The organism is Pseudoxanthomonas beigongshangi (assembly GCF_016820515.1).
In the GTDB taxonomy this organism is placed as follows: Bacteria; Pseudomonadota; Gammaproteobacteria; order Xanthomonadales; family Xanthomonadaceae; genus Pseudoxanthomonas_A; species Pseudoxanthomonas_A beigongshangi.
In genome coordinates this window covers 1-15,542 of the sequence record NZ_JADHDV010000044.1, presented here as the reverse complement: position 1 = coordinate 15,542, position 15,542 = coordinate 1, and the positions used below count along the sequence as shown (strand labels likewise).

Here is a 15,542-nt window from a genome sequence, read left to right as displayed (position 1 = left end):
CAACGACGGCATCTCGCTGGCCCAGGTGGCGGAAGGTTCGCTGACCGAAATCGGCAACAACCTGCAGCGCATCCGTGAGCTGTCGGTGCAGTCGGCCAACGCGACCAACTCGTCGTCCGACCGCGCCGCGCTGAACGCCGAAGTCAAGCAGCTGACCGCCGAAATCGACCGCGTCGCCAAGCAGGCCGATTTCAACGGCACCAAGCTGCTGGACGGCTCGTTCACCAGCCAGCTGTTCCAGGTCGGCGCCAATGCCTCGCAGGCCATCGCCATCGACAAGGTGGTCGACGCCAAGGCCAACGCGCTGGGCGGCGCCAAGTTCGACAAGAACGCGCTGGCCGCCGCGGATCCGGGCACCAACGGCGACGTCAAGGTCACCGGCCTAGTCATCAACGGCGTCGCCATCGATACCGTCGACGTCAAGCAGGGCGCCGACGCGGCCACCACCGGCAAGGCCGCGCGTGCGGCGCTGGTGACCGCCATCAACGCCAAGATGGGCGAAAGCGGCGTGTACGCCGAAGTCAACGCCGCCGGCACCGGCATCGATCTGACCTCGGTCAAGGACAGCGTCAACGCCGACGGCAGCTTCAAGGCCATCACCGCCACGGTCGGCACCTGGACCGGCATCGCCGCGCCGACCTTCACCGCCACGGCGGCGGCGGCGGCCCCGGCCAACCAGTACGCCAGCAACCTGGACATCTCCACCTTCAAGGGTGCCCAGCAGGCGCTGGAAATCGTCGACAAGGCGCTGACCGCGGTGAACAGCGCGCGCGCCGACCTGGGTGCGGTGCAGAACCGCTTCACCTCGGTGGTCGCCAACCTGCAGACCAGCTCGGAAAACCTGGCCGCTTCGCGCAGCCGCATCCGCGATACGGACTTCGCCAAGGAAACCGCCGAGCTGACCCGCACCCAGATCCTGCAGCAGGCCGGCACGGCCATGCTGGCCCAGGCCAACCAGGTGCCGCAGAACGTTCTCAGCCTGCTCCGCTAATCACGGAGACAAAGCCGGGGCGGACTCTTTCCCCGTCCGCCCCGGCCAGGCACCACCCCGGTCGCAACACTGAAGGAAATCTTTCATGGCACAAGTCATCAACACCAACACGATTTCGCTGAACGCACAGCGCAATCTCGGCACCAGCGGCGCATCGCTGGCCACCACCATCCAGCGGCTGTCTTCCGGCCTGCGCATCAACAGCGCCAAGGACGACGCCGCCGGCCTGGCCATCTCCGAACGCTTCAGCACCCAGATCCGCGGTCTGGACGTGGCCGTGCGCAATGCCAACGACGGCATCTCGCTGGCCCAGGTCGCCGAAGGCTCGCTGACCGAAATCGGCAACAACCTGCAGCGCATCCGCGAGCTGTCGGTGCAGTCGGCCAACGCCAGCAACTCGTCATCCGACCGCGCCGCGCTGAACGCCGAAGTCAAGCAGCTGACCTCGGAAATCGACCGCGTCGCCAAGCAGGCCGATTTCAACGGCACCAAGCTGCTGGACGGCTCGTTCACCAGCCAGCTGTTCCAGGTCGGTGCCAACGCCTCGCAGGCCATCGCCATCGACAAGGTGGTCGACGCCCGCGCCAACGCGCTGGGCAACGTCAAGTTCGCCGCCAAGCAGACCGCCACCACCGCGGCCGCCGCGGCCACCGCCGACGGCAAGCTGGCGGGCATGCAGGTCAACGGCGTGACCATCGCCGACGTGGAGTGGAAGAACGGCGCGGCCGGCGCGGACATCGCCCAGGCGATCGCCACGGCCGTGAACGCCAAGCTGGGCGAGACCGGCGTGGCCGCCTCGGTCGGCACCGGCGCCGACGCCGGCAAGGTGATCATGACCTCGGTCAAGGCGGGCAAGGACTTCGACATCACCGCCGGCACCATCACCGGTGGCGCCACCGAAATCGGCCTGACCGGCATCGCCGATGCCACCGCCGCGGCCACCACCACCGCCAGCTTCGCCAAGGACCTGGACATCACCACTTTCGAAGGCGCGCAGAAGGCGCTGGAAATCGTCGATGCCGCCCTGACCTCGGTCAACAGCGCGCGCGCCGACCTGGGTGCGGTGCAGAACCGCTTCACCTCGGTGGTCGCCAACCTGCAGACCAGCTCGGAAAACCTGGCCGCTTCGCGCAGCCGCATCCGCGACACGGACTTCGCCAAGGAAACCGCGGAACTGACCCGCACCCAGATCCTGCAGCAGGCCGGCACGGCCATGCTGGCCCAGGCCAACCAGGTGCCGCAGAACGTGCTCAGCCTGCTGCGCTGATCGGTTTCGTCCGCTCCACTGTTTCAGCTTCCTGTCGCATACGGACGGATTCGTCTCCCTCCGTCTTGGCAGTACCCAAACCCCTTCCGGAAACGGGAGGGGTTTCTTTTTTGGGGATTCGGGATTGGGGATTCGGGATTGGCAAAAGCACTGATCCCCAATCCCGAATCCCCAATCCCGGCTTCACTGGCACAAATCCTGCATCACGCCGGTCGTCCCGCATTTCTCGCCGACCGGGGCTCAAGCCACGGCGGCGGGAGACGGAGAAATGCGGGCTAAAGATCGGCCTCCGGAGGCCGTTACCACTACACGGGCGACGCCGCCATCCATCAAGGATGCCAGGTTCGTCCCGACGCCCGTTCCGGAACGGGCACGACAGGAGATCCTCGATGGCAGACTACTCGCTCGGTTACGGTGGTGTCGGCTCCGGCCTGGACATCACCGGCATGGTGGAGAAACTGGTGGCAGCGGACCGCAAGCCCGCCGACGCCCGCCTCAACCGCATCGAGTCGAGCGCCAAGTTCAAGGTCTCCGCGCTGGGCACGGTCAGCTCGGCCTTCAGCACCCTGGAAACCGCGCTGAAGGCACTCAAGGCCGCCGATGCCTTCGACAGTCGCACCAGCAAGGTCGGCACCGACACCGTGCTGGGCGCGACCGCCGGCAAGGGCACGCCCAGCGGCGACTACACCATCCAGGTGCTCGACCTGGCCAGCGCCAACAAGTGGACCGCCGACCTGCCCGTCACCGCCGAGCAGACCTTCGGCGCCGGCAAACTGACGCTGACGGTGGGCGGCGAGACGCTCGACATCACCATCGCCGAAGGCGCCAAGCTGGTCGACGTGCGCAGCGCGATCAACGACGCCGCGCGCAGCAAGGGCGTGCAGGCCAGCGTGATCACGTCCAACGACGGCCTGTTCCTGTCGGTGGCCTCGGACAAAACCGGCGCCGCCAACGGCATCTCGCTGGCCTTCAGCGAGGGCGGCGCGGATCTGCAGAACCTGGTCAACAGCATGGTCGAACGGGTCCCGGCCGCCGACGCCCGGGTGTCGATCGACGGCCTGACCGTGACCGCCAGCAGCAACAAGATCACCGACGCGGTGCCGGGCCTGACCCTGGACCTGAAGGCCAAGGGCACCAGCACCGTGACCGTGTCCGCCGACGTGGCCGCCAGCCGCAAGCTGGTGCAGGACTTCGTCACCGCGTACAACGGCGCGATCACCGCGATCAACAGCTCCACCCAGTATGACGCCGGCACCGACACCCCGTCCGCGCTCACCGGCGACGCGCAGATGCGCGGCATCGCCGGCCAGATGCGCGGCGTGCTGGGCGACCTGCTCGGCGAACTCGCCAAGCAGGGCCTGGACGCCAAGACCCTGGGCCTGCAGACCAAGGGCTATCCGTCCTCGGACGGCACCCTGACCCTGGACACGGCCAAGTTCGATGCGCTGATGACGTCCAATCCGGAAAAGGTGCGCGTCGCCTTCACCGGCGACAGCGGTTTCGCGGCCAAGCTGCAGACGACCGTGGGCACCTACATCGGCAAGGAAGGCTCGCTCACCCGGCGCACCGACGGCCTCAACGCCCAGCTCAAGGACATCGGCAACCAGCGCAAGGCGCTGGATACGCGCATGGAATCGGTCGGCAATCGCTACAAGGCGCAGTTCGTGGCGCTGGACAACATGATGTCGCGGATGAACAGCACCAGTTCGTACCTTTCGCAGCAGCTTGCTGCACTGGCCTCCCAGTAAGGCCACCTCCGCGGGGAGTCCGCGGGAGACAGGAGATAGAAGGAATGTCAGCCCATTCTTACGCCGCGCAGTACCGCAACACGGGCATCAGCAGCGCCGTGATGGAAGCCGATCCGCACCGCCTGGTCGCGTTGTTGCTGGCCGGCGCCTGCGATCGCATCCGGCTGGCGGAGGCCTGCGTGGAGCACGGCGATCTGGCCCGCAAGGGCAAGGCGATCGGCGAGGTCTGCGCGATCATCGGCCATCTCAACGGTTCGCTGGACCACGAGGCCGGCGGCGAGATCGCCGGCAGCCTGTCGGCGCTGTACGACTACCTGCAGGGCCGGTTGATCGAGGCCAACCTGCACAACGACGCGGCCGCGCTGCGCGAATCGCTGGAACTGCTGGGCGAGATCGAGTCGGCCTGGAACGCCATCCCCGCCGAACAGCGACAGCGTCCGGCCGCGGTCCAGGGAGCCTGAGATGACCGCGGTGTCGATGGACGCCCTGTTCGCGCAATTGCAGGCCATGCACGACAGCCTGCAGAACGGCGATCTGGACACCGTGCAGGGCCTGCTGGACCAGCATGATCGCGATGTCCGCGATTTCATGCAGGCCCCGCAGGGCCGCGATACCGGCACCGACACGCTGTCCAACCTGCTGTACGCGCAGTTGCAGTTGCAGGACCGCCTGCGCGACGCCCGCGACGCGGCCGCGCGCAAGCTGCGCGAATCGCAACAGGCCGAGCGCGCCGCGCGCGCCTATCTGTCGACACCGGGAGCCTGAGCCATGCCCACGCGCGTGCCCCTGCTGAACCATCCGGCGGAAACCGAACTGTTCGGCGATGCCCTGACCTGCGAAGCCTGGCTGCCGGCGGGATTCCGCGTCGGCGAGGCGCGCCAGCCGCCGGCCGCGGCAGAATCGCTGCTGCATGCGCTGGCGGTCGCCGAGGACGCGCGCGGCGACGACACCGACGATCGCAAGGGCGAGCCGTCGATCTCGTTCCAGCGCCTGGAAGCCAAGGTCGATCTGCTGATGAACCTGGTCGGCAAGCTGGCGCGCCAGCGCGACGACGCCCCGCCCCTGCGCGGACTGCGCTGGTCGCACCTGGGCCTGCGCCTGGATGCCACGCAGCCGTTCGGCCTCGCCCAGGGCGATGCCGGGGTGGCCTTGATTGAGCCGGCGAACTGGCTCAGCGATCACATCGAACTGCCGGCACGGGTACTGGCGACGTCCGCCACCGCCGATGGCCTGCATCACCTGTGGCTGCGCTTCGCACCGCTCGGCGCCGGCCTGGCCGACGCGCTGGAGCGCCACCTGTTCCGGCTGCACCGCCGCCAGATCGCCGAAGCGCGGCTGATGGCGCGCCAGGCCGACTGAGGTTCATCACCGTCGCTCACGTCCGCGAACGCGGCGCCGACCGAACGGGCACCGGGCACCTCGACGGAAACCCGTCACCGGGGACAAGCTTGTGTGACGAACTTCAAGCTTTGACGGCTTCGACACTTAAGTAACATTGGCGGGATCCCGACGGGCCGCTATCGTGGCGCGACCTCCCCACGAGCCCTGCCCCTTCCAGTGCGTGTCCTGATCGTTGATGACCATACCCTGGTGCGTGCCGGCATCGGCCGCTTGCTCCAGTCGATCGCGGACGTGGATGTGGTGGCGGAGGCTTCGGACGCGCAACAGGCGCTGGACATGGCCGCCATCCACCGGCCCGACGTCATCCTGCTTGACCTGTCGCTGCCCGATCGCAGCGGGCTGGATCTGCTCAAGCCGCTGAAGGAATCGCTGCCGCAGACCAAGGTCGTGATCATGTCGATGCACAACGATCCCGGCCAGGTGCGCAGCGCGCTGGATCGCGGCTGCGCCGGCTTCGTGGTCAAGGAGGCCGCGCCGATGGAACTGGAACTGGCCCTGCGCGCGGCCGCCGCCGGCCAGGTGTTCCTGAGTCCGCAGGTGTCGTCGAAGATGCTGGCGCCGATGCTGGGCCAGGCGCGGCCGACCGGCATCGACGCGCTGTCGCCGCGCCAGCGCCAGATCCTGCGCAAGCTGGGCGGTGGCATGAGCAGCAAGGAAATCGCCGCGCACCTGGGCATCAGCGTCAAGACGGTGGAAACCCATCGCGCGCGGATGATGGAATCACTGGGCTGCCGGCGCGCCAACGACCTGCTGCTGCTGGCCGCGCGCCACCAGAACGATCTGGCCTGAGGTTTCTGGCCCGGGCCTTGCAAGACAAGGGGGCGTCCGCCGTTCCCGCGGCGGCGCACCGTCGCCAGGTCCTCCCCAGGCCCCCCGACGGCGCTCTCCCCGCCATTCCCCCGACACCCCATCGCGTCCAAAGTCCGGCGATGTCAGGAAATCCCTGACAGCGCCCTCGGGCATGCCCCCACCACAACCAGAAACGCCCTGATTCTTTTTCCGCCGCGCGCGGCGCAAAGTTTCCCCACGACGTGAAATCCACGTGAACGTCGAATCGGGGCAACGATGCAAACGCGGCGAATGGGGATTTGGGGATGAAGACGGGACTCACCACGCAGCTCGGCCAGCAACTGCACCTCACGCCGCAGCTGCTGCAATCGATCCGGCTGCTGCAACTGGACGGCCTGCAACTGGAAATGGAAGTCCGCCGCGCGCTGGACGCCAATCCGCTGCTGGAACTGGAAGAGGAGCCCGTCGCCGTCGGCGAGCAGGGCGACGCCGCCAGCGCCCCGCTGGAAACCGCCGCCTTCGACGAACTGCCCGAAACCTCGATGTGGGACGTGCATGGCGGCGGCTGGCAGGAAGGCGACGACGACCGCCTGCAGCGCCTGGAAGACGCCGGCAGCACCGACCCGCAGGTGCGCGCGCTGCAGTCGCTGGCGCTGGAACTGGACGCGCCCGCGCTGGCCGTGGCCGCGTTCTGGCTCGAACACACCGACGAGGCCGGTTACCTGGGTGCCGACGCGGATGCGCTGGCCGCCCAGGCCGCCGAGCGCTTCGCCATCACCGCCGCGGCCGCCGAAACGATCCGCCAGCGCATCCTGCACGGCGAATGCGCCGGCCTGGCCGCGCGCGACCTGCGCGAATGCCTGCGGGCGCAGCTGGCCGCCCTGCCCGGCCGCGTGCCGGCCCGCCACATCGCCGCCCGCATCCTCGACGAAGCGCTGGACCTGCTGGCCGCGCACGACGAAAACGCACTGGCCGCGCGCCTGCACCTGGATCCGGAACAGATCCGCGAAGGCATCCGCCTGATCCTGTCGCTGCAGCCGCGCCCGGCCGAAACCCTGCTGACCGCCCCCACCGGCCACATCGTGCCGGACGTGGTCGCCTGGCATGCCGACTGCGCGTGGCGGGTCGCGCTGAATCCGGCCACCACCCCGCGCCTGTCGGTCTCGCCGCTGCACGAGCGCGCGCTGGACCAGTTGGATTCGAAGGCCGAACAAGGCGACGGCGCCCGCCGCCTGCGCGAGCTGCTGCAGGAAGCGCGCTGGCTGACCCGCGGCCTGTCGATGCGCTATGAAACCCTGCTGCGCACCGCCCGCGCGATCGTCGAGCGCCAGGCCGGCTTCCTCGCCCATGGCGACGAGGCGATGGCGCCGCTGACCCTGAAGGAAATCGCCGATGAAATCGGCATGCACGAGTCCACCGTCTCGCGCATCACCACCGGCAAGTACATGCAGACCCCGCGCGGCACCTTCGAGCTGAAGCATTTCTTCGCCGTCCGCCTGGAGGGCGCCAGCGTGTCCGGCCCGGCGGTGCGCGCGATGGTCCGCCGCCTGATCGAGAACGAACCGGCGCACAAGCCGCTGGCCGACGAGGCGATCGCCGGCCTGCTGGCCCGTCAGGGCATCCACATCGCCCGCCGCACGGTCGCCAAGTATCGGGAACAGTTGGACATCGCCTCCGCACGCGACCGCCGGCGCGGTAACGTGTCGGCCTTGGCCAGGGCCGGATAAGGAAGCACGCGCATGAACAAGATCACCGTACTGCTGGTGGACGACCACGAGGGTTTCATCAACGCGGCCATCCGCCACCTGCGCAAGCTGGACTGGCTGGACATCGTCGGCCGGGCCAGCAACGGCCTGGAGGCGATCGAGCGTTCGGAGTCGCTGCGCCCGGACGTGGTGCTGATGGACCTGGCGATGCCCGAGATGGGCGGCCTGCAGGCCACCCGCCTGATCAAGACCCAGGACCAGCCGCCGTTCGTGGTCATCGCCAGCCACTTCGACGACGCCGAACACCGCGAGCACGCCAGCCGCGCCGGCGCCGACGAATTCGTCAGCAAGCTTTCCTACATCCAGGAAGTCCTCCCCATCCTGGAAAAGTTCCGAGACAACCGCCATGAGTGAATCCCGAATCCTTGTCCTTGACGCCGATGCCGCCCGCGCGGTGCGGGTGACCGACCTGCTGGAGTTCATGGACCTGACCCCGCGCTGGGCCGCCGAGGCCGGCGACGTCGACATCCGCCGGCACCGCCCGCACGACTTCATGGCGGTGATCGTCGGCCGGATCGAGGACGGCCCGTCCACCCGCGCGCTGTTCGCCTGGCTGGGCGATGCGCCGTTGCCGCCGCCGGTGCTGCTGCTGGAGGCCGAACCGGCCGCGTTCGCCACCGCCCACGGCCTGCACGAGGCCGGGGTGTGGCCGCTGGATACCCCGATCCGCCACAGCCAGCTGGAAAGCTGCCTGCGCCGGGCCAGCCTCAAGCGGCTGGACACCGAGCACCAGGCGCAGACCGCGCAGGGCAACGGTCCGACCGGCAACAGTCCGGCGGTGGTGCGCCTGCGCCGGCTGATCGACCAGGTCGCCGCGTTCGACACCACCGTGCTGGTGCTGGGCGAATCCGGCACCGGCAAGGAAGTGGTGGCGCGCGCCATCCACGAGCATTCGCCGCGCCGCGACGGTCCGTTCGTGGCCATCAACTGCGGCGCGATTCCGCCGGACCTGCTGGAAAGCGAACTGTTCGGCCACGAGAAGGGCGCCTTTACCGGCGCGCTGAGCGCGCGCAAGGGCCGCTTCGAGATGGCCGAGGGCGGCACTCTGCTGCTGGACGAAATCGGCGACATGAGCCTGCCGATGCAGGTCAAGCTGCTGCGCGTGCTGCAGGAGCGCAGCTTCGAGCGCGTCGGCGGCAACCAGACCATCCGCTGCAACGTGCGGGTGATCGCCGCGACCCACCGCAACCTGGAGGATCGCATCGCCGAAGGCCACTTCCGCGAGGATCTGTTCTATCGGCTCAACGTGTTCCCGATCGAGATGCCCGCGCTGCGCGAGCGCCTCGACGATCTGCCGGCGCTGGTCACCACCCTGGCGATGCAATTGGCCCGCACCGGCCGCGGTGAAGTGCGCTTCGCCGACGAGACCCTGCAGGCGCTGCGTTTCTATCCCTGGCCGGGCAACGTGCGCGAACTGACCAACCTGGTCGAGCGCATGGCGGTGCTGCACCCCGGCGGGCTGGTGCGGGTGCAGGACCTGCCGCGCCGCTACCTGCCGGAGGACGGCGTGCTGCCGGTGCCGGCGGCCGCGCCGGCGCCCCGCGCGGAAAGCAGCGGTACGGCGCCCATGGAAACCCAGATCACGACCGTCGCCGCGTCCGATCGCCTGCCCGAAGACGGCATCGACCTGCGCGAGCACATCGCCCGCATCGAATTGAACCTGATTCGCGACGCGCTGGATCGCGCCGGCGGCGTGGTCGCACACGCGGCCCAGTTGCTCGGCCTGCGCCGCACCACCCTGGTGGAAAAGCTGCGCAAGTACGGCGTCGAACGCGAGGATGCGCTGGCGACGGAAAACTGACAGGCCCGGCGCGGCGGTTGCGGCACGCATCTTGCAACGATGAGTCCAGACACTCCGCCGAACCGCGCCCATGTCCGATTCCGTCGCCTCCATCCTCTCGCAGATCCGCAGCTACCAGCACCAGCTGGGCACGCGCGCGCTGGAGCCGGTGCAGAACCCGAATGCGGTCCAGTTCGGCCAGCCCGCGGTCAAGGCGCCCAGCTTCGGCGAGACCCTGCAGAACGCGTTGCAGGGCGTCAACGACGCTCAGAAGACCGCTGGCGCGCTGTCGCAGGCGTTCGAACTCGGTGACCCGCGCGCCGATCTGGCGCGGGTGATGGTCGCCGCCCAGCAGTCGCAGGTCGCTTTCCGCGCCACCGTCGAAGTCCGCAACCGTCTCGTCCAGGCCTACCAGGACGTGATGAACATGCCGCTGTAACCCACCGCACCGCCTGAGCCCGAACGCACCGGAACCGCACGCCCATGGCCCTGACCCTGTCCAAGGAATCACTGAAGGAATCGCTGAGCGCCGAGAAGGCCGGCGCCGCGCTGACCAAGATCCAGGACTTCCCGGTGTTCCGCCAGCTCGGCACGCTGCTGATGATCGCCGGTGCGGTCGCGGTCGGCCTGATGGTGTTCTTCTGGTCGCAGAAGCCCGACTTCACCCCGCTCTACACCGGCCTGGACCCCAAGGCCACCGCCGAGGCCGCCGACCTGCTGCGCGCCGCGCAGATTCCGTTCCAGCTGGATCAGGCCAGCGGCGCGATTTCGGTGCCCGCCGAGAACCTGCACGACGCCCGCCTGAAACTGGCCGGTTCGGGCCTGGCCGAGAACGGCCGGCTCGGCTTCGAGTTGATGGAACGCGATCCCGGTTTCGGCGTCAGCCAGTTCGTCGAGAACGCCCGCTACCAGCACGCGCTGGAAACCGAGCTGGTGCGCACCATCACCACCCTGCGCCCGGTCCGTGACGCGCGGGTGCACCTGGCCATTCCCAAGCCCAGCGCGTTCACCCGCCAGCGCGAGGTCGCCAGCGCCTCGGTGGTGCTGGAACTGCGTTCGGGCGCGATGCTGGAACGCAACCAGGTCGATGCCATCGTGCACCTGGTGTCCTCGAGCATTCCGGACCTGGCGCCGGAACGCGTCACCGTGGTCGACCAGAGCGGCCGCATGCTGACCATCAGCGATCCCAACAGCGAGGCCGCGCTCAACGCCGCCCAGTTCGAGCGTGTGCGCAAGCTGGAAACCTCGCTCAACCAGCGCATCAAGGAATTGCTGGAACCGCTGACCGGCCCCGGCCGGATCAACGCCGAGGTCGCGGTGGACATGGACTTCTCGGTGGTCGAGGAAGCGCGCGAGACCTTCGCCAACGATCCGGCCAAGGTGCGCAGCGAGCAGGTCAGCCAGAACACGCTCGCCAAGCCGGGACCGGAGGGCGTGCCCGGCGCGACCAGCAATACCCCGCCCGGTCCCAACGCCGCCGCCGCGCCCAATCCCGAGGCGCCGGTGGAGACCGCCAGCAGCGCGACCCGCAACTTCGAGATGGATCGCACCCTGCAACACACCCGCCAGCCCGCCGGCCGGGTACGCCGGGTCACCGCCGCGGTGCTGGTCGATCACGTGCCGCGCGCCGGCGCCAACGGCAAGACCACGATGGTGCCGCTGGACGCGGCCACCCTCACCCGGGTCGAGGCGCTGGTGAAGGAAGCGGTGGGCTTCGACGCCGCGCGCGGCGACTCGGTGTCGGTGATGAACGCGCCGTTCGTGCGCGAGCCTGTGCCGGTGGAGGACGTGCCGTTCTGGGAAAGCCCGTGGCTGCAGAACCCGATGGTGCGCGACGTCGCCCGCTATGGCCTGGGCGCGATCGTGGTGCTGGCGCTGCTGTTCGGCGTGCTGCGCCCGGCGATGCGCCAGATCATCCAGCCCCGCGCGAAAAAGGCCGCCCCCGACGCGGTGGACGTGAGCCTGGTCGACGAAGGCGACGAGGATGCCCGCATCGTCGCCGCGCTGCGCCAGGACCATGCCGAGATCAGCGTGCCGCGCGCGCTGGCCTCCGATGCCTACGAGGACCGCCTGCGCCACGCCCGCGAGGCGGTCAAGAACGATTCCAAGCAGGTCGCGCAGGTGGTGAAGGACTGGGTGGCCAGCGATGATTAATCCCAACGACACCGAACTGACCGGCGTGCAGCGCGCCGCCGTCCTGCTGCTCTCGCTGGGCGAGCAGGACGCCGCCGAAGTGCTCAAGCACATGAACGCCAAGGAAGTGCAGAAGCTCGGCATCGCCATGGCCACCATCAGCGGCATCAGCCGCGAACAGGTGCTGCAGGTGATGGACAGCTTCAACCACTCGCTGGAGAAGCAGACCTCGCTGGGCATGGGCGCCGACGACTACGTGCGCAAGGTGCTGGTGCAGGCGCTGGGCGAGGACAAGGCCGGCAGCCTGATCGATCGCATCCTGCTGGGGCGCAACACCACCGGCCTGGACACCCTGAAGTGGATGGACCCGCGCGCGATTGCGGATCTGGTGCGCAACGAGCACCCGCAGATCATCGCCATCGTGCTCTCGCACCTGGACAGCGACCAGGCCGCCGAGACCCTGAAGATGCTGCCCGAACGCGCCCGCTCGGACGTGCTGCTGCGCATCGCCACCCTCGACGGCATCCCGCCGAACGCGCTCAACGAACTCAACGAGATCATGGAGCGCCAGTTCTCCGGCAACCAGAACCTGAAGTCCTCCAGCATCGGCGGCATCAAGGTGGCCGCGAACATCCTCAATTTCATGGACAGTGGCCAGGACCAGACCATCCTGGGCGCGATCAACCACATCGACGCCGACCTGGGCGCGCGCATCCAGGACCTGATGTTCGTGTTCGACAACCTGATCGACCTGGACGATCGCGAACTGCAGGCGATGCTGCGCGAAGTGCCCAACGACCGCCTGGGCCTGGCCCTGCGCGGCGCCGACGCCAAGGTGCGCGAGAAGATCACCCGCAACATGTCCCAGCGCGCCGCGCAGATCCTGATGGAGGACATGGAGGCGCGCGGTCCGGTGCGGCTGTCGGACGTGGAAGGCGCGCAGAAGGAAATCCTCGCCATCGTCCGCCGCCTGGCCGACCAGGGCGTCATCTCGCTCAACGCCAGCAGTGAGGAGATGGTATGAACGATCCGGTGCGCTGGATGGCCCCGCCGCTGGATTTCGTGGCCCGCCGCGCGCCGGAGGCCGAGCCGCCGCCGGTGTTGCGTCCGCCGAGCCTGGAGGAAATCCAGGCGATCGAGGAAGCCGCCTATCGCGAGGGGCTGGAGCGCGGCCGTACCGAGGGCCACGCCGAGGGTTTCGCCCAGGGCCAGGCCGAGGTGCGCCGGTTGACCGCGCAGATCGAAGGCATCCTGGACAATTTCTCGCGCCCGCTGGATCGGCTGGAGAACGAAGTGATGGGCGCGCTGTCGGAACTGGCGGTGCGCATCGCCGGCAGCCTGGTCGGACGCGCCTACCAGGCCGACCCGATGCTGCTGTCGGAACTGGCCAGCGCCGCGCTCGACGCGGTAGGGGGCACCAGTCGCGAAGTCGAATTGCGCCTGCATCCGGACGACATCGCCGCGTTGACGCCGGTGCTGTCGATGATGCCGACCACCCGGCTGACCGCCGACACCTCGCTCAGCCGCGGCGACCTGCGCGTGCACGCCGAGAGCGTGCGCATCGACGGCACCCTGGAAGCGCGCCTGCGCGGTGCGCTGGAAAACGTATTGCAGCGCGGAGGCGCCCTCGGATGAGCGCGCAACCGCTGGAATGGCTGAATGCCCGCGACCTGCGGCTGGCCGCGCGGCTGTCGCAGATCCGCCCCACCCTCGGCAGCCACGGCCTGATCCGCGAGGGCATCCTGCGCCGCGCGGTCGGCCTGACCCTGGAGGCGATCGGCTGCGAGGCGCCGCTGGGCGCCACCTGCAAGGTCGAAGTGGTCGATGGCGGCTGGGTCGACGCGGAAGTGGTCGGCTTCTCCGGCGAACGCACCTACCTGATGCCCAGCGCCGAACTGCACGGCCTGCTGCCGAACGCGCGGGTGGTGCCGCTGCGCCGGCGCGGCGGCGTGGAAGTCGGCGAAGGCCTGCTCGGCCGGGTCATCGACTCGGACGGCGTGCCGCTGGACGGGCGCGGCCCGATCCGCGCCGAGTCCACCGTCAGCCTGTCCGGCGTGGCGATCAATCCGCTCTCGCGCGAACCCATCACCCAGCCGCTGGACGTGGGCGTGCGCGCGATCAACGCGCTGCTGCCCATCGGCCGCGGCCAGCGCGTGGGCCTGTTCGCCGGCTCCGGCGTCGGCAAGTCGACCCTGCTGGGCATGATGACCCGCTACACCGCCGCCGACGTGATCGTGGTCGGCCTGATCGGCGAACGCGGGCGCGAAGTGCGCGACTTCGTCGAAAGCACGCTCGGCCCGGCGGGCCTGGCGCGCGCAGTGGTGGTGGCCAGTCCGGCCGATCGTCCGCCGCTGGCGCGCCTGCAGGGCGCCTATCGCGCCACCGCGATCGCCGAGTGGTTCCGCGACCAGGGTTTGAACGTCCTGCTGCTGATGGATTCGCTGACCCGTTTCGCCCAGGCCCAGCGCGAGATCGGCCTGTCGGTGGGCGAACCACCGACCACCCGCGGTTATCCACCGTCGGTGTTCGCGCGCCTGCCCGCGCTCGTCGAGCGCGCCGGCAACGGTTCGGCCGGACGCGGCTCGATCACCGCCTTCTACACCGTGCTGACCGAAGGCGACGATCCGCAGGATCCGATCGCCGACGCCGCCCGCGCCATCCTCGACGGCCACATCCTGCTCTCGCGCCGGGTCGCCGACAGCGGCCTGTATCCGGCCATCGACGTGGAATCCTCGGTCAGCCGCGTGGTCACCGAAATCGCCGACGAGACCTGGCGCGATCGCATCCGCAAACTGAAGCGGCTGCTGTCGGCCTACACCAGCAACCGCGACCTGATCGCCATCGGCGCCTACCAGCGCGGCAGCGATCCGACCGTCGACGAGGCCTTGGAGCGATGGCCGGAGATCGTCGAATTCCTCGGCCAGGACGTGGCCCGCTCGGCGGATCTGCGGGACAGCCGCGATGCGCTGGAGCAACTGGTCGAACGCAATGCGCAAGCCCGCAAGGAACCCTAAGCCATGATGCAATCCCGTCGAATCGACCCGCTGCTGCGCCGCGCCCAGGAGAAGGAAGACGCGGTCGCCCGCGATCTGGCCGAGCGCCAGCGCACGCTGGCGATGCACGAATCGCGGCTGGAGGAACTGCGTCGCTACGCCGACGAATACGCCGGCAGCCAGATGGCCGCGACCAGCCCGGCGCAGCTGGCCAACCGGCGGGCCTTCCTGGATCGCCTGGACAGCGCGGTGCAGCAGCAGGTGCAGACCGTGGATCGCAGCCGCGCCAGCGTGGACATCGAGCGCGACCGGCTGCTGCTGGCCAGCCGCGACAAGCAGGTGCTGGAACAACTGGCCGCCAGCTACCGGGTGCAGGAGCACCAGGTGGTCGAGCGCCGCAACCAGCGCGAGATGGATGATCTGGGCGCGCGCCGCGCGCGCCTGGCGGCGACCGCCGCCGAGGAAACCGAGGAGAGCAAGTGAAGGCGGATGCTTCCAGTTGGCTGGGCGGCGTGGGCGCGAACGCGGGTGCCGGCAGCGCCGGCGCGAACGGTCCGCGCACGGCCGAACCCTCGGCGAAGAAACCCGCCTTCGACCAGTTGCTGCGCCGCGATGCGCCCGGTGCCCGCGCGGAATCCGCCGCACCGGCCGGCAAGCGCCAGCGCGACGCCGCT

At 69.1% G+C, this 15,542-nt stretch carries 17 protein-coding genes; all 17 read left to right on the top strand.

Translation table 11 applies throughout. From position 1 onward, the window contains the following. Positions 1-991, top strand: a 991-nt coding sequence (locus IQ458_RS18920) for a flagellin (protein ID WP_203323780.1), incomplete at its 5' end; no start/stop codon positions are given. Positions 992-1,076: 85 nt separating this feature from the next. Next, on the top strand, positions 1,077-2,258 hold the full coding sequence (locus tag IQ458_RS18915; RefSeq protein ID WP_183636910.1) for a flagellin: 1,182 nt from the start codon (positions 1,077-1,079) through the stop codon (positions 2,256-2,258). A 389-nt stretch (positions 2,259-2,647) separates the two neighbouring features. Next, complete coding sequence (gene fliD, locus IQ458_RS18910) at positions 2,648-4,006, top strand: flagellar filament capping protein FliD (protein ID WP_183636913.1); 1,359 nt, start codon at positions 2,648-2,650, stop codon at positions 4,004-4,006. 44 nt (positions 4,007-4,050) lie between these two features. Continuing rightward, positions 4,051-4,467: a flagellar export chaperone FliS gene (gene fliS / locus IQ458_RS18905; protein WP_183636916.1), complete on the top strand. Its 417-nt coding sequence runs from the start codon at positions 4,051-4,053 to the stop codon at positions 4,465-4,467. 1 nt (position 4,468) lies between these two features. Next, positions 4,469-4,771: a hypothetical protein gene (locus IQ458_RS18900; RefSeq protein ID WP_183636919.1), complete on the top strand. Its 303-nt coding sequence runs from the start codon at positions 4,469-4,471 to the stop codon at positions 4,769-4,771. 3 nt (positions 4,772-4,774) lie between these two features. Next, positions 4,775-5,365, top strand: coding sequence for a PilZ domain-containing protein (locus IQ458_RS18895; RefSeq protein ID WP_183636921.1), 591 nt, complete (start codon positions 4,775-4,777; stop codon positions 5,363-5,365). Between the two features lie 198 nt (positions 5,366-5,563). Continuing rightward, the gene (locus IQ458_RS18890) at positions 5,564-6,196 is read left to right on the top strand and encodes a response regulator (protein ID WP_141452599.1); all 633 of its coding nucleotides are present in this window, start codon (positions 5,564-5,566) and stop codon (positions 6,194-6,196) included. Between the two features lie 305 nt (positions 6,197-6,501). Next, positions 6,502-7,923: an RNA polymerase factor sigma-54 gene (gene rpoN, locus IQ458_RS18885; RefSeq protein ID WP_203323779.1), complete on the top strand. Its 1,422-nt coding sequence runs from the start codon at positions 6,502-6,504 to the stop codon at positions 7,921-7,923. Positions 7,924-7,935: 12 nt separating this feature from the next. Then, complete coding sequence (locus tag IQ458_RS18880; RefSeq protein WP_141452597.1) at positions 7,936-8,316, top strand: response regulator; 381 nt, start codon at positions 7,936-7,938, stop codon at positions 8,314-8,316. Continuing rightward, positions 8,309-9,763: a sigma-54 dependent transcriptional regulator gene (locus IQ458_RS18875; protein ID WP_203323778.1), complete on the top strand. Its 1,455-nt coding sequence runs from the start codon at positions 8,309-8,311 to the stop codon at positions 9,761-9,763. Before IQ458_RS18880 ends, IQ458_RS18875 begins: the two co-directional genes overlap by 8 nt. Positions 9,764-9,833: 70 nt before the next feature. Beyond that, positions 9,834-10,181, top strand: coding sequence for a flagellar hook-basal body complex protein FliE (gene fliE / locus IQ458_RS18870; RefSeq protein WP_141452595.1), 348 nt, complete (start codon positions 9,834-9,836; stop codon positions 10,179-10,181). A gap of 44 nt (positions 10,182-10,225) precedes the next feature. Then, positions 10,226-11,896, top strand: coding sequence for a flagellar basal-body MS-ring/collar protein FliF (gene fliF / locus IQ458_RS18865; RefSeq protein ID WP_203323777.1), 1,671 nt, complete (start codon positions 10,226-10,228; stop codon positions 11,894-11,896). 16 nt (positions 11,897-11,912) lie between these two features. Beyond that, complete coding sequence (fliG, locus tag IQ458_RS18860; RefSeq protein WP_183641068.1) at positions 11,913-12,899, top strand: flagellar motor switch protein FliG; 987 nt, start codon at positions 11,913-11,915, stop codon at positions 12,897-12,899. After that, positions 12,896-13,510, top strand: a complete 615-nt coding sequence (locus IQ458_RS18855; protein WP_183636936.1) for a FliH/SctL family protein — start codon at positions 12,896-12,898, stop codon at positions 13,508-13,510. The genes fliG and IQ458_RS18855 overlap by 4 nt, the downstream gene beginning before the upstream one ends. After that, entirely contained in the window at positions 13,507-14,889 is a 1,383-nt protein-coding gene (fliI, locus tag IQ458_RS18850; protein WP_183636938.1) for a flagellar protein export ATPase FliI, read from the top strand. Before IQ458_RS18855 ends, fliI begins: the two co-directional genes overlap by 4 nt. Before the next feature lie 3 nt (positions 14,890-14,892). After that, positions 14,893-15,351: a flagellar export protein FliJ gene (gene fliJ, locus IQ458_RS18845; protein ID WP_183636940.1), complete on the top strand. Its 459-nt coding sequence runs from the start codon at positions 14,893-14,895 to the stop codon at positions 15,349-15,351. After that, positions 15,348-15,542: hypothetical protein (locus tag IQ458_RS18840; RefSeq protein WP_203323776.1), on the top strand; the 195-nt coding region annotated here is incomplete at its 3' end. The genes fliJ and IQ458_RS18840, both read left to right, overlap by 4 nt.

Coding starts and splice junctions, on each gene's coding strand:
- IQ458_RS18880 (WP_141452597.1), top strand. CDS start 7,936: ATGAACAAGATCACCGTACTGCTGGTGGACGACCACGAGGGTTTCATC.
- fliJ (WP_183636940.1), top strand. CDS start 14,893: ATGATGCAATCCCGTCGAATCGACCCGCTGCTGCGCCGCGCCCAGGAG.
- fliF (WP_203323777.1), top strand. CDS start 10,226: ATGGCCCTGACCCTGTCCAAGGAATCACTGAAGGAATCGCTGAGCGCC.
- IQ458_RS18900 (WP_183636919.1), top strand. CDS start 4,469: ATGACCGCGGTGTCGATGGACGCCCTGTTCGCGCAATTGCAGGCCATG.
- rpoN (WP_203323779.1), top strand. CDS start 6,502: ATGAAGACGGGACTCACCACGCAGCTCGGCCAGCAACTGCACCTCACG.
- fliE (WP_141452595.1), top strand. CDS start 9,834: ATGTCCGATTCCGTCGCCTCCATCCTCTCGCAGATCCGCAGCTACCAG.
- IQ458_RS18895 (WP_183636921.1), top strand. CDS start 4,775: ATGCCCACGCGCGTGCCCCTGCTGAACCATCCGGCGGAAACCGAACTG.
- fliS (WP_183636916.1), top strand. CDS start 4,051: ATGTCAGCCCATTCTTACGCCGCGCAGTACCGCAACACGGGCATCAGC.
- fliD (WP_183636913.1), top strand. CDS start 2,648: ATGGCAGACTACTCGCTCGGTTACGGTGGTGTCGGCTCCGGCCTGGAC.
- IQ458_RS18875 (WP_203323778.1), top strand. CDS start 8,309: ATGAGTGAATCCCGAATCCTTGTCCTTGACGCCGATGCCGCCCGCGCG.
- IQ458_RS18855 (WP_183636936.1), top strand. CDS start 12,896: ATGAACGATCCGGTGCGCTGGATGGCCCCGCCGCTGGATTTCGTGGCC.
- IQ458_RS18915 (WP_183636910.1), top strand. CDS start 1,077: ATGGCACAAGTCATCAACACCAACACGATTTCGCTGAACGCACAGCGC.
- fliI (WP_183636938.1), top strand. CDS start 13,507: ATGAGCGCGCAACCGCTGGAATGGCTGAATGCCCGCGACCTGCGGCTG.